The organism is Pseudomonas urmiensis, assembly GCF_014268815.2.
GTDB lineage: Bacteria > Pseudomonadota > Gammaproteobacteria > Pseudomonadales > Pseudomonadaceae > Aquipseudomonas > Aquipseudomonas urmiensis.
In genome coordinates this window covers 2,587,847-2,601,206 of sequence record NZ_JABWRE020000001.1, presented here as the reverse complement: position 1 = coordinate 2,601,206, position 13,360 = coordinate 2,587,847, and the positions used below count along the sequence as shown (strand labels likewise).

Annotated in this window: 13 protein-coding genes; 6 read left to right on the top strand and 7 right to left on the bottom strand. The window is 62.1% G+C overall.

What is annotated here, in order from left to right:
• Window positions 1-98 precede the first annotated feature (98 nt).
• Window positions 99-1,190, bottom strand: a complete 1,092-nt coding sequence (locus HU737_RS11520) for a TerC family protein (RefSeq protein WP_186555162.1) — start codon at window positions 1,188-1,190, stop codon at window positions 99-101.
• A 333-nt stretch (window positions 1,191-1,523) separates the two neighbouring features.
• Between HU737_RS11520 and HU737_RS11515 the strand changes: the two genes are divergently transcribed.
• Window positions 1,524-3,746: a TonB-dependent siderophore receptor gene (locus HU737_RS11515; protein ID WP_367616027.1), complete on the top strand. Its 2,223-nt coding sequence runs from the start codon at window positions 1,524-1,526 to the stop codon at window positions 3,744-3,746.
• 110 nt (window positions 3,747-3,856) lie between these two features.
• Here the strand turns inward: HU737_RS11515 and HU737_RS11510 are convergent, their stop codons facing one another.
• Window positions 3,857-5,164 (bottom strand): substrate-binding domain-containing protein, encoded by a 1,308-nt coding sequence (locus HU737_RS11510; RefSeq protein ID WP_186555163.1) that lies wholly within the window; start codon window positions 5,162-5,164, stop codon window positions 3,857-3,859.
• A 303-nt stretch (window positions 5,165-5,467) separates the two neighbouring features.
• On the opposite strand from HU737_RS11510, the gene HU737_RS11505 reads away from it, so the two are divergent.
• The 4 genes from HU737_RS11505 (at window position 5,468) to HU737_RS11490 (ending at window position 7,545) form a co-directional block, all read left to right on the top strand.
• A complete protein-coding gene (locus tag HU737_RS11505; RefSeq protein WP_186555164.1) occupies window positions 5,468-6,355 on the top strand; it encodes an EamA family transporter in 888 nt (295 codons plus the stop codon).
• A 92-nt stretch (window positions 6,356-6,447) separates the two neighbouring features.
• On the top strand, window positions 6,448-6,768 hold the full coding sequence (locus tag HU737_RS11500; protein WP_186555165.1) for a YbjQ family protein: 321 nt from the start codon (window positions 6,448-6,450) through the stop codon (window positions 6,766-6,768).
• Window positions 6,769-6,908: 140 nt separating this feature from the next.
• A complete protein-coding gene (locus HU737_RS11495) occupies window positions 6,909-7,097 on the top strand; it encodes a hypothetical protein (RefSeq protein ID WP_186555166.1) in 189 nt (62 codons plus the stop codon).
• A gap of 142 nt (window positions 7,098-7,239) precedes the next feature.
• Window positions 7,240-7,545, top strand: a complete 306-nt coding sequence (locus tag HU737_RS11490; protein ID WP_186555167.1) for a hypothetical protein — start codon at window positions 7,240-7,242, stop codon at window positions 7,543-7,545.
• Between the two features lie 82 nt (window positions 7,546-7,627).
• Here HU737_RS11490 and HU737_RS11485 read toward each other — a convergent pair whose 3' ends face one another.
• Together HU737_RS11485 and ampC are read right to left on the bottom strand one after the other, a co-directional pair.
• On the bottom strand, window positions 7,628-7,960 hold the full coding sequence (locus HU737_RS11485) for a hypothetical protein (RefSeq protein ID WP_186555168.1): 333 nt from the start codon (window positions 7,958-7,960) through the stop codon (window positions 7,628-7,630).
• 327 nt (window positions 7,961-8,287) lie between these two features.
• Complete coding sequence (gene ampC / locus HU737_RS11480) at window positions 8,288-9,439, bottom strand: class C beta-lactamase (RefSeq protein WP_186555169.1); 1,152 nt, start codon at window positions 9,437-9,439, stop codon at window positions 8,288-8,290.
• A gap of 123 nt (window positions 9,440-9,562) precedes the next feature.
• On the opposite strand from ampC, the gene HU737_RS11475 reads away from it, so the two are divergent.
• On the top strand, window positions 9,563-10,555 hold the full coding sequence (locus HU737_RS11475; protein WP_186555170.1) for a bile acid:sodium symporter family protein: 993 nt from the start codon (window positions 9,563-9,565) through the stop codon (window positions 10,553-10,555).
• Window positions 10,556-10,654: 99 nt separating this feature from the next.
• Here the strand turns inward: HU737_RS11475 and HU737_RS11470 are convergent, their stop codons facing one another.
• Genes HU737_RS11470 through HU737_RS11460 form a run of 3 tightly spaced genes read right to left on the bottom strand, consistent with a single transcriptional unit; the run spans window position 10,655 to window position 13,298 of the window.
• Window positions 10,655-11,239 (bottom strand): TetR/AcrR family transcriptional regulator, encoded by a 585-nt coding sequence (locus tag HU737_RS11470; protein ID WP_186555171.1) that lies wholly within the window; start codon window positions 11,237-11,239, stop codon window positions 10,655-10,657.
• Window positions 11,240-11,252: 13 nt separating this feature from the next.
• Window positions 11,253-12,101 (bottom strand): 3-hydroxybutyryl-CoA dehydrogenase, encoded by an 849-nt coding sequence (locus HU737_RS11465; protein WP_186555172.1) that lies wholly within the window; start codon window positions 12,099-12,101, stop codon window positions 11,253-11,255.
• A gap of 12 nt (window positions 12,102-12,113) precedes the next feature.
• Window positions 12,114-13,298, bottom strand: a complete 1,185-nt coding sequence (locus tag HU737_RS11460) for an acetyl-CoA C-acyltransferase family protein (protein ID WP_186555173.1) — start codon at window positions 13,296-13,298, stop codon at window positions 12,114-12,116.
• Window positions 13,299-13,360: the final 62 nt, after the last annotated feature.

Sequence of the window (13,360 nt, the reverse complement as noted above, 5' to 3'; positions counted from 1 at the left end):
TGCTAACTCATAATGCTGGCGTTTCAGGCCTGCAGACTCGCCAGTACTTTTATAAATCACCTAGGTAGGTCGCCAGGCATTATGCTTTGAATGGCAACTCAGACCCGCAAATGCGGGTCTTTCTTTTCTTCAGCGCTAGACGTTTGGCCGGGTTTGACTGCCTGTGAGTCCGTAGCTTCACCTGTTGCGATGGGGCTAAGGCCAGCGTCCTTTTCCTGGCTATCCCGCGTCTTGAACAGCGACAACAGCACCCCGCCGAGCAACAAGCCGAACGTCACCCCCAGTGACAGCAACGCCGGCACCTTGCCCACCATCCCGTGGTAGAAAATCTTGCAACCAATGAAGATCAACACCAGCGCCAGCGCGTATTTGAGATAGACGAAGCGGTGCATCAACGCCGCCAGGGCGAAGTACAGCGAACGTAGGCCGAGGATGGCGAAAATGTTCGAGGTGTAGACGATGAAGGGATCTTGGGTGATGGCGAAGATCGCCGGGACACTGTCGACGGCGAACACCAGGTCAGCCAGCTCGATCAACACCAGGGCCAGAAACAGCGGCGTGGCATAGCGCAGCGCCTTGCTTTGCCCTGGTGGGGTCAGGTGGACGAAAAAGTGCGGGCCGTGGATCTGGTCGGTGACGCGCATATGCCCCCGTACGAAGCGCAGCACCGGATTATTGGCCAGGTCCGGATGGCTATCTTGTTTGGAAAAGGCCATCTTCACCCCGGTGAACAGCAAGAACGCGCCGAACAGATAAAGCACCCAGGCAAAGTTCTGCACCAAAGCCGCGCCCACGCCGATCATGATCGCGCGCAAGAACACCACCCCGAGAATGCCCCAGAACAACACCCGGTGCTGGTAGCGGCGGGGGATGGCAAAGAAGCTGAAGATCATGGCCATGACGAACACGTTGTCCATCGACAACGACTGCTCGACCAAAAAGCCGGTGTAGAACTCCAGCGCTGACTGCGCACCCAGTTCAAACCACACCCACACCCCGAACAGCACGCCCACGCTGAAGTAGCCCGAATACAGCAGCAGGCTTTCGCGCATCTCGATTTCGCGGTCTTTGCGGTGCAGCACGCCCAGGTCCAACACCAGCAGACCAACGACGATGGCGATGAATACCAGCCACAACCAGGCGCTGGTGCCGAGCAATGGGGTAGTGAGATAGGTGTGTAGAGCCGTCATGAGCCCCTCCTTGATTGTCGACGTTGCATGGCAACAGTGATCCGACATGGCGGCGTGGCAGCCGTCAGAGGGGCCCGGTATCACATGGGTTTGAGCCTAGACCCATTTCCCCCAGTGCTCGAATGCGGCGCTGTTACATTTCTTTGCTTGGATCCAATTATTACGAATGATTACTAATTGTAATCAAATGTTGGAAGCGATTAAGATTCATTCCCACTGCCGCAGAGCAGCCACGCCAGGGCGTGATCAAGCAAAAAATAACAACCAGTGATTAGCGCCAACGTACGAGCAAATAACAACTAGGGGTCTACCAGCGTGCAACTGCACCACTCTGTGAACACGGTTCAAGCGGCAAGGATTGCCAGCAGTGAACGCTCGCGGCGTCATCCGCTGGCATTGGCAATTCTCGCAGCCAGCCTGGCAGCACCGGGCGCCATGGCCTGGGCAGAGGAGGCCAGCGACAAGGGCGCTTTGGAGTTGGGCGCCACCGCCATCAACGATACCCATCTGGGCGAGACCACCGAGGGCTCTGGTTCCTACACCACCGGCGCCACGCGCACGGCCACGCGCATGGCCTTGTCGCCGCGCGAGACCCCGCAGTCGGTGAGTGTGATTACCCGTCAGCAGATGGATGACCAGAATCTCACCAGCATTGCTGACGTGCTGGGCAAGACCCCAGGTATTACGGTCACCAAACTCGACAGCAGCCGCGCCAGCTTCCAGGCGCGTGGTTTTGAGATCGACAACTTCCAGATCGACGGCATTCCAGCGGCGTTCCGTTTTGGCAATGGCATCGACCAGACCGACATGGTCATCTATGACCGGGTTGAAGTGCTGCGCGGCGCCACTGGCCTGCTCAGTGGCTTTGGCTCGCCGTCGGCCACCGTCAACCTGGTGCGCAAACGGCCGGCCCGCGAGTTTTCCGGTTACGCCTCGCTTGGCGCGGGCAGCTGGGACACCTACCGCGGCGAATTCGACATCGGTGGATCGCTGACACCGACCGGCAACGTGCGTGGTCGCTTCGTCACCGCCTATGAAGACGGCCAGTCGTTCATGGATAACCTGTCCGAGAAAAAACAGGTGATGTACGGCATCGTCGAAGCTGACCTGTCCGAAGACACCCTGCTCAGCGTTGGCCTGAGCCGCCAGACCAATCGCCCGGAAGGCTCGTCGTGGGGGCCATCCACTGCCCTGGTGGACAGCACCGGCAATGGCTTCAGCATGCCACGCTCGTTCAACCCGGCCACCAAATGGAGCCAGTGGGATAACACCGCCGACAACCTGTTCGTCACCCTCGAACAGCGCCTGGCCAACGATTGGTCGGTCAAGGCCTCGGTCAGCCGCACCGAAACCGACTCGCCGATCACCCTAGGCTCGGCCGCCAGTGGCAATCCCAACCCGGTCGATGGCAGCGGCATGGGCGTGTGGCTGGGCCGCTACCGCTACAAGACCGACCAGAACGCCTACGACCTGTACGCCAGCGGGCCATTCCAACTGATGGGCCGCGAGCACGAACTGGTCGCCGGTATTTCCCACCGCGACATCCGTGCCCACGAAGAGAACTGGCCGTTCTTCTTTGGTAGCGCCGACAACATCTTCCAATGGAACGGCGATTTCCCCGAACCTGACTGGGGCCGCCCGACCAGCAAGGTCGACACCCGCCTGCAGGAAAGCGCCGCCTACCTGAGCGCGCGCTTCAAGCCTACCGATCAGCTTTCGCTGATCGTCGGCAGCCGCTTGTCCAACTGGCAGCTCGATAGCACCCGCCTGGATACCACTACCGGCCAGCGCTCCAAGCAGCAGGAGCTGAAAGAGAACGGCGTGGTCGTGCCCTACGCCGGGGTTGTCTATGACTTGAACGACAACTGGTCGGTCTACGGCAGTTACACCAGCATCTTCAAACCGCACGAGAGCGAGCAGGATATCAGCGGCAAGATCATCGAGCCGGAGGAGGGCGATGCCTACGAGCTGGGGGTCAAGAGCGAGTTCTTCGACGGCCGCCTGAACGCCAGCCTGGCTGTGTTCGAGGTGCGTCAGGACAACTTGCCGGAAATGGTGGGTTTCGATGCGGTCAACAACCAGTCGATCTACCGCGCGGTGCAAGGTGCCAAGACTCGTGGCTTCGAGCTGGAGGTCGCGGGTGAACTGACCACCGACTGGCATGTGCAGGGTGGTTTCACCCACCGCATCACGCGCGATGGCGAGGGCGACAAGATCTCCACCATCGAGCCAGAAAACCTGCTGCGCCTGTCCACCACCTATCGTTTGCCTGGGGTGTGGAGCAAGCTTACGGTTGGCGGCTCGGCCAACTGGCAGAGCAAGATCTGGAAGGATCTGTACAACCCAGCCAGTGGTGAAAACGATTATCGCCACACCCAGGCCAGCTACCTGACCCTGGATGCGATGGCCAAGTACCAGGTGACCGATCAGTTGTCGGTGACGCTCAACGGCAACAACCTGAGCGATAAGCGCTACTACAGCAACCTGGGTTTCTATGAGGGTGGGTTCTATGGCGAGCCGCGTAACTTCATGCTGACTACGCGGTACGACTTCTAAGCTGAGCCGGGCAATACCGGCCTCATCGCGGGGCAAGCCCGCTCCCACGGATACGCACAGTTGCGTGGCAGCGGGCTTGCCCCGCGATGAGGCCACTATGGCAACCCACGTCAATACACCCAAACCTCAACCCGCCGATTGCGCAGGCGCCCCTGTTCCTGATCGTTGTCGGCCACCGGCAGTTCATCACCCATGCCGGTCACCTCCTTGAACTGCACGCCATCGCGGGCCAACTCGCGGCGTACCGCCATCGCCCGCAAGCGCGAAAGCAGCGCGGCGCGCCCTGGCGTCTCCTTGGGGTCGCCAAAGCCGACCAGCACCGTCTTGTTGTGCAACTTGCCCGTCTGGCGCAGGTAATCAGCCACCCGCCGCACATCGCGCAACGCCTTGTTGTCGAGGCTGGCACTGCCTTGCTGAAAGCGAAAATTGACGGTCAGACGCTGCGCCTCATCGGCCAGGTTGCGGTAGCGTGGCGGCATATCCGCTTGCGTGGGCACCGTCAGCGCCTTGACCTGCTGCGAGACAAACCCCTGTTCAGCGACAATCGCCTGGCCTGCCGGGCTCTGCGCAAACTCGGCCAGTGCCCGGGCCAACGGTTGCGGGTTGCTGGGCAAGTAAAAATACAATCGCCGCGACAGCGGATAGTCTTCGCTGGCCACCAGTGCGCGGCTGGGCAACAGGGCCGGCGCGTCGCCCTCGGCGATGGCCAGCACCTTGGCCCCGTGCACCGCGGCAAGGCTGCTAAAACCAATCGCCTGGCGATCAGCCTTGACCCGCTCCGCCAGTTGCTCACTGGATTCAAAGCGCAGCGCCTGGCTGTCCAGCACGCTGGCGTGAGTGTCCAGTACCAGCGCCTTGAAGGTTTCGAAGGTGCCGGAGCGATCGTCACGCGCGTACAGACGAATCGGCCCGCCGGGCACGCCTAACTGCTCCCAGCGCGACACCTGGCCTGAGAACACCTGCGCCAGTTGCTCGGTGGTGAGCTTGGCCAGCGGGTTGTCCGGATGCACGATCAGCGCAACGCCGTCCAGGCCGATCACCTGCTCTTGGGCCGGGCTACGTAAATCGCCCAGTCCCCGCAGGCGCTGGGTTTCGGCTTCGCTGATGGGGCGCGAGGCGGCGGCAAGGTCGGCAGCGCCACTGCCTAGCGCGGCAAACCCTGTGCTCGAGCCATGCGCTGCGATTGCGACTCGGATCAACAGGCCCTTGAGATCGCGCGCAGTGATATCGGTTTCGTTAGGCGTCGCACCTGGTGCCTGCTCGACAGCGCTGGCGCCTTGCGCTTGCAGCATACCTCGGATCAGCGCTGGACCCAGCGCCGCGCCGATGGTGTTGGAGCCTTGCACACGCAGCTGCGCCGGCTCAGCCAAGACCAGCAGGGGCAGAAGACACAAGAGCAAGACGCAGAGGCGGTGCATGCCGGGGACCTGTGGCATAGAGATGCGCCGCAGATTACGACAGTGGGATGACCGCTAGATGACAGTCAATATGACAGCGGTTGCGCCGCGGGTAATCCAGCGGGGCTGGAGCAGGCAGGTAGCCGCGCTACCTGCCGGGCGACGGCCTCAGTGTGCTTGCGCCGCCAGCACAGCCCCCTTTGAGAGAGGAACAATCTCAGACTGTTGCGCAACCCTGGGCCGCAACTGTGTCGGTCCGGCGCCAGCAAAAGCCCTTATGCTGTAACGAAATATGTCTAGAACAGCCTGAAGAAGGAAATCGCAATGCCACTCAAGGACCTGCTGATTGCCCTGGTGGTGATCATCGTCTGGGGAGTCAATTTCGTGGTGATCAAGGTCGGCCTCGACGGCCTGCCGCCCATGTTGCTTGGCGCCTTGCGATTTCTGCTGGTGGCATTTCCGGCGGTGTTGCTGGTCAAGCGGCCGGACTTACCCTGGCGCTGGCTGATCGCCTATGGCGCAACGATATCCCTCGGTCAGTTCGCCTTCCTGTTCCAGGCCATGGACAGCGGCATGCCACCGGGGCTGGCTTCGCTGGTGTTGCAGTCTCAGGCCTTCTTCACCTTGGGCTTTGCTGCGTTGTTTCTGGGGGAGCGTCTGCGCCCGGCCAGTCTTATCGGCTTGTTGGTGGCTGCGAGCGGCTTGGCCCTGATCGGCAGCGAGAACAGTAGCCATGTGCCGCTCGTCGCCCTGTTGCTGACCCTGTGCGGCGGTGCCATGTGGGGTATGGGCAATATCATCACGCGCCGTTTCGGTTCGGTGAACCTGGTGGCGTTGGTGGTCTGGGGCGGGCTGATTCCGCCGCTGCCGTTTCTGCTGCTGTCTTGGTGGCTGGAGGGGCCGCAGCGCATGGCTGATGCGTTGAGCAACATCGGCTTGAGCTCGGTGTTGGCCCTGGCGTTTCTGGCCTACGCCGCGACCATGCTCGGCTACACCCTGTGGAGCACGCTGCTGTCGCGTCACCCTGCGGGCAAGGTCGCGCCTTTCTCGCTGTTGGTGCCGGTGGTGGGCTTGAGTTCATCGGCCTGGTTGCTGGATGAGCGACTGAGCGCCATGCAGGGCTGGGGCGCGTTGTTGGTGATGCTGGGGCTGCTGATCAACGTGTTCGGTCCGCGGATCAGCCAGCGCCTGCGCCCTGCCAGCGCGCAATAAGCGCTGACGAAAACGCGGCAGACCTTGCCCGGAGGCGGTGCGAGGTTTGTTAGCATGCGCTTTTTTTGCCTAAACCAAGGGAGCGCCCGCACATGATCATTTCCACTACCAGCCAACTGGAAGGCCGTCCGGTCGCTGAATACCTGGGCGTGGTCAGCGCCGAATCGGTGCAGGGCATCAACTTCGTGCGCGATTTCTTCGCACGCTTTCGCGACTTTTTCGGTGGCCGCTCGCAGACCCTTGAAGGCGCGCTGAAGCTGGCGCGTGAGCAGGCCACTGAAGAACTGATTGCCCGGGCACGTCAGTTGCAAGCTGACGCCGTGGTAGGCGTGGACTTCGAGATCAGCATGCCGTCGGTGCAGGGCGGCATGGTCGTGGTGTTTGCCACCGGTACGGCGGTGCGTTTGAAGTAAGGCCATGTGCCACTGGTCGGGTCCGTGGGTTTTGTCCGGGCGGTCCGAGAATGACCGGCTAGTCTCACTTCAACAGGCCGCTGTTCATCTAGGCAAGTACGCTGCTTGCCGACACGGTCACCTCTGGAGGGAGACAGGGCATGAGCGAATCCTTTTTCGAAGACATGAATGATGCATTCCCGATCAACAGCCAAGTCCGTTGCGGCCAGACGGCTTTTCGCCTGGGCTTTGCCAACATGACCCTGGACGAATCGGAGCAGCTGCAGCCTGCGTCGCTGCAGCGCAGCAAGAAGGGTCGCTTTACCCCACGGGTGCCGACCAAGAAGTAAGCCGACCGCCAACGCCCCGCTCAATGGCGGGGTTTTTTTTGCCTTTGTTGATCCTGCTCATGGTATCGGCGTGTTGCCCTCGCACGCGACTCGATGCTGTGGTCTTCTTGCGCGGCATTTCGCCAATGGAGGATTGATTTCGATGCGAATCAGGGAAGAGGCCTACTGGCAGTGGGCCGATGCGCAGTTGCACAGTCGCAGCCACGATGAAGAACTCAGTGACGGCACCAGCATCGATGTGCAGGTGCGCCTGTCACGCCTGGGTGCCACCCAGTTATTCCTGGGGCTGTATGCCAAGAACGGTGCCGCGTTGCACGAAGAGTATCATCCGACGCGTCCAGGCGAGACCATGACACGAGCGCTGGTCTGGGGCGTCGAGCGGGGGCGGGCGCTGGCCACCGGCGCCTTGCCACTGCCACAAGTGCAGCGGCCTAGGCTTCAGGCCTGAAGGACGGCGGTTGCAGAACCGGCGAAACCGCCCATGAAAAAGCCCGGCCTTTGCGGGCCGGGCTCAAGTAGCGGTGGACAACTCAGTTCAGTGGGTCGATCACCTTGACTGCCTGCCGCTCACGGGCGGCGGGCCATTCTTGTTGCAGGGTCTGCAGCACGCGGCCAACGAACTCGGTGTCGGCGGCGGCTTTCTTGCCGACGTAGCCTTGGCCACGGCGGTAGACCTTAAAGCGGGCGCGCATGGTTGGCAGGTCCGCTTCGAATTGATCTTCGACGCTGTTCGGCGGCAGGCGGTCGAGGCGTACCTCGCCGGTCTGGCTGAGCCACAGCAGGTGGTCGTCAAGGCTGTCCTTGCGCGCGGCGAACAGCTGGGCCAATTGGTCGATAGTCGGTTTGTCGTTCAAGTTCATCATAAAGCCCCCATTACCCGTCGATGAGTGATTTCACACTTGGCGCTACCCATGTAGCGCGCTACCAAGGCTGCTACAGCAGCATTGCAACAGGGGCTTTCTCACGCTGCCTTTTGGACAGTTCCCTCTCCACGGACGGCCTGCGTTACCGCGCAGGCCGTCTGGAACACCCTTGCCACCGCTCCCGATCAGGGAGACGGCTTCATCATGCCCAAGGCCGATTCACGTCGTCAACAGTTTTGTAGTGAATATTTTTTCTCACTACATCTTGTCTGACAATCCTCTCGACAGCGCCCTGCGTGAAGCACCCGAACAGCGCTAAAAGCTAGATTATTCAGGCGCCTGCATCTGCGTGAGGATGCGATATGCAGCCTCCACCCGGGCCTCGTTGGGGTAGTTGCGGTTGGCGAGCAGGGCAACACCCATGCCCTTGGATGGGATAAAGGCGACGTAAGCGCCAAAGCCTGCGGTAGAACCGGTCTTGTTGTACCAGGCGGCTTGCGCTGCAGGGCTTCCCGGCAGCAGCCGCTGGGTAGCCTGGGGCTTGAGAGCAAAGTCTGCGCCATTACCCTTGCGCAGGGTGTCGAGGCTGACCGGGTAGGGGTAGCGCTCCCAGCCAAGGCCCTGGGTCATGGCGCCGACCTGGAAGTAGCCGGTGTGGGTGATGGCGATGGCGTGCTTGAGCGTTGGGCTGAGGCGCTCGGGCTGCAGTTGCAGGCGCACGTAGCGCATTGCATCGACCACATCGGTTTTGATGCCGTAGGCCTCATCGGCGAAAGGTCCAGGATTGACCCGCACCGCTCGGTCCTGCGCATCGTAGCCCTGCGCGTAGAGGCCCTGCGCCGCAGCGGGAACCGCCAGGTACGTGTGCTTCAAGCCCAGTTGCGGCAGCACGGTTTGCGTCATCAACTCGGCAAACGGGCGCTGCTGGGCGCGCGCGGCCAGATCGCCAAACAGCCCAAGACTTGGGTTTGAATAGCAACGCTGAGTGCCCTGCTCGCTACGGGGTGGCCATTGTTGGTAGAACGCCAGCACCTGGGCAGCGGTGGTGACCTCATCCGGGAATTGCAACGGCAGGCAGTCGGCACTGTAGGCGCCAAATTCCAGCACGCTGGCCTTGCCCAGTGGCGCACCCGCCAGGGCCGGTTGGTAGCGACTGGCAGGGGCGTTCAGATCAAGCTTGCCTTCGGCACTGGCCAGGGCTGCGAGGGTGGCGGTGTAGGTCTTGCTCAGCGAGCCGACTTCGAACAGTGTTTCGCGGTTTACCGGCTGGCGGTCTTGCTTGTTGGCCAGGCCGTAGGTGAAGTAGTGCTCCTGGCCATTGGCGAACACCGCCACTGCCATGCCGGCAATGGCATGGTCGCGCATGAGCGGTTCAATGATCGCATCGACCTTTGATTGCAGGTTGTCTGCCAGGGCTTGGGCACTGCTCAGGGAGAGCGCTAGGCCCAGCATGAGCAGAGGGGTGGGGCGATTGCGCATGGGTTTTCCTTGCCTGATGCGTGCAGTGTCCGTTGGGCGACACTGCTAGGGGTTCCGGCGTTAGCGATAAAGAGGGCCAGACCTTATCGTCTGCATTCGCACAATGACAAGACGGAACCCGGAATGAAGTATTTGCGCATGTTATTCGACAACTTCACCTTGGCCCTGCTTGGGGTGGTGTTGATTGCCAGCGTGCTGCCGTGCTCAGGCGAGGGCGCGGTGATGTTCGGCTGGCTGACCAACCTGGCCATCGGCCTGCTGTTCTTCCTGCACGGCGCCAAACTATCGCGCGAGGCGATCATTGCCGGTGCCAGCCACTGGCGGCTGCACCTGCTGGTGTTCTCCTGCACGTTCGTGATGTTCCCGCTGCTGGGGCTGGCGTTCAAGCCACTGTTCGTGCCGTTGGTGGGCAACGAGCTGTACCTGGGCGTGTTGTACCTGTGCGCCTTGCCAGCCACAGTGCAGTCGGCGATTGCCTTCACCTCGCTTGCGCGGGGCAACATACCTGCTGCGATCTGCAGCGCGGCCGCTTCCAGCTTGTTAGGGATCTTCCTGACGCCATTGCTGGTGATGCTGCTGCTTGGTGCCGACGGCGATACCGGCTCGGGCCTCGATGCGGTGCTGAAGATCACCCTGCAACTGCTGGTGCCGTTCGTGGCCGGGCAGATTGCCCGACGCTGGATCGGTGATTGGGTCAAGCGCAATGCACGCTGGCTGAAACTGGTCGATCAAGGCTCGATTTTGCTGGTGGTCTACACCGCGTTCAGCGAGGCGGTGGTCACCGGCCTTTGGCATACCGTGTCGGCGCAGCATCTGGCGGGGTTGTTTGCGGTCTGCGGGATTCTGTTGGCCGTGGTGCTGGTGGGCACGCGACTGCTGGGACGGGTGCTGGGGTTCAATGTCGAGGATCAGATCACGATCCTGTTTGCCGGCTCGAAGAAGAGCTTGGCCACCGGCGTGCCGATGGCGCAGGTACTGTTCGTTGGCAGTGGAATTGGCGCAATGATCTTGCCGTTGATGCTGTTCCACCAGATCCAGTTGATGGTCTGTGCGGTGTTGGCGCAGCGTTATGCCAGCCGGGAAGAACCTGCTGAAGAGGTTTCGGCGGCGTCCTGAAGCTGACGTGGGGTGGCCTCATCGCGGGCAAGCCCGCTCCTACACGGGTTGAGGAGGTTGTGTGGGAGCGGGCTTGCCCCGCGATAAGGGCGGCACAGCCTAGCGCAAGGTCCGCTCGATCCCACCCAGCAACACACTCTCCATCAGCGCAAGGCTCTGATCTGCGGGCAAGCCCCGGCCATGCAGCCACCCTGGCAACTGATTGAGCAGGGTCGCCAGCACATGCGCAGTGGCTGCCAGCCTCTCACCTGCCAACGAGGCCTTGGGCGCAATCAGGTGTAACAAGCCCGCCTCGTAACGCTTGCGAGCGACCAGCAAACGCGCTTGCTGGCCTTCGCTCAGGCAGCACAGGTCGCGCTCGGCCAGGCGAAACTGCAGCGGCCGTTCGGCATGCAGTTGCCAATGCGCGGCTACCAGGCTTGCCAACACCGGCTTGCCTCGCGCCAAAGCCCGTCGCCCTTGATCGAGGGTCGCTTGCAGCTCCTCGTACAACTCCTCGATCAGGTCGTAGAGCAAGTCCTGTTTACTGGGGAAGTGGTGGTACAGCGAGCCTGCCGTCAGGCCGACATGCGCCGCCAGCTCGCGCATGCTGACCTGGCCGAAGCCTTTTTCGGCAAACAGTGCCATGGCCTTGTCGCGACGCTCATCGAAGTTGGCACAGCGCAGGGCAGCGTTGACTGGCATGGCACTCGCTCCATCAGTAGGTGAAGAACCCGCGGCCACTCTTGCGCCCCAAGTACCCGGCGGCGACCATTTCCTTGAGCAGCGGGGCAGGGCGGTACTTGCTGTCGTTGAAGCCCTCATGGAAGGCCTCCATGATCGCCAGCAGCGTGTCCAGGCCAATCAGGTCAGCCAATGCCAGCGGGCCGATCGGTTGGTTGCAGCCAAGGCGCATGCCGGTATCGATATCCTCGGCGCTGGCCAGGCCCTCCTGACGGACGAAGATCGCCTCGTTGATCATCGGTACCAGGATGCGGTTGACCACAAAACCTGGGCGATTGCCGGCGGTGATGGGCGTCTTGCCGAGCTTCTCGGTCACCAGCAAGGCCTGGGCGTAGGTACTGTCGCTGGTTTGCAGGCCACGAATGATCTCGACCAGCGCCATCATCGGCACCGGGTTGAAGAAGTGCACGCCGATGAAGCGCTCAGGGTGCTCGATGCTTGCGGCCAACTGGGTGACCGACAGCGACGAGGTGTTGGTGGCGATCAGGCAATCGGCGCCAACGTTGGCGGCCACCTGCTTGAGGATGCGCAGCTTCAGCTCAAGGTTCTCAGTCGCGGCCTCGATCACCAACTGCGCGCTGCTCAGGGCGGCGTAGTCGGTACTGGTGCGGATCCGCGTCTTGGCCGCCTCGGCCTGATCAGCGGCGAGGGTACCTTTGTTGACCTGGCGTTCGAGGTTCTTGCTCAGGGTCGCCACGCCGCGTTCCAGGGCAGCGTCCGAAACGTCGATGACCAGCACCTGGAAGCCCGCCACGGCACACACCTGGGCGATACCATTGCCCATGGTGCCGGCGCCGATCACGGCGATCTGTTCAATGCTCATATTGACGATTCCTTACACGCGTTCGAAGACGACGGCGATGCCTTGGCCGCCGCCGATGCACATGGTAGCCAGGGCGTAGCGGCCCTGGATGCGCTGTAGTTCATGGATGGCCTTGGTGGCGATGATCGCCCCGGTGGCGCCTACCGGGTGGCCCAGAGAAATGCCCGAGCCGTTGGGGTTGACCTTTTCCGGGTCGAAGTCCAGCGCGCGGGCGACCGCGCAGGCCTGGGCGGCGAAGGCTTCGTTGGATTCGATCACGTCCAGGTCGCTGACCGAAAGACCTGCCTTTTCCAGCACCTTCTGCGTGGCCGGAATCGGCCCCAGCCCCATCAATGCCGGTTCCACCCCCGCATGGGCGTAGGCCACCAGCCGCGCCAATGGCTTCAGGCCCAGTCGGCGTACCGCATCGCCAGTGGCCAGCACCAGCCCGGCGGCGCCGTCATTGATGCCGCTGGCATTGCCCGCAGTGACGCTGCCATCTTTCTTGAATACGGTCTTCATGCCGGCCAACTGCTCGGCGCTGACATCGCCGCGCACATGCTCGTCCACGGCGAACTGCACGCTGCCCTTACGGGTCTTGAGTTCCAGCGGCACGATCTGGCTGGCGAAACGGCCCTCGGCGATGGCGCGGGCGGCGCGTTGCTGGCTGGTCAGGGCCAGTTCATCCTGCATTTGCCGGGTGATGCCGTGCTTGGCCGCAACGTTCTCGGCAGTGATGCCCATGTGGAAGTGTTCGAACGGATCCTGAAGAATGCCGACCATGTAGTCGATGCCCTGCAGGTCGCCCATGCGTGCCCCCCAACGGGCTTGCGGCAGCAGATACGGGCCGCGGCTCATCGATTCGGCACCAGCAGCCAAGGCTACCTCGCAATCCCCCAGCAACAAGCCTTGGGCTGCCGAGACGATTGCCTGCAAGCCCGAGCCGCACAGGCGGTTGACGTTGAACGCCGGGGTTTCCTTGGGGATGCCAGCGTTCATCGCCGCCACCCGGCCGAGGTAGGCGTCGCGCGGTTCAGTGGGGATCACGTTGCCCATGACCACATGACCGATCTGCTCGGCCGCCACGCCTGAACGCTCGATCGCCGCACGGGTAACCGCGCTGGCCAGATCTGCCAGGGGCAGGTCCTTGAGCGAACCGCCAAAGCCACCGATGGCTGAACGCACGGCACTGACAACGTAGATTTCTGCACTGCTCATATGAGGCTCCAATTGCGAAGGCGTGGCGGGATAGGGCCTGGCTCTGCGAGAATGACCGCGGT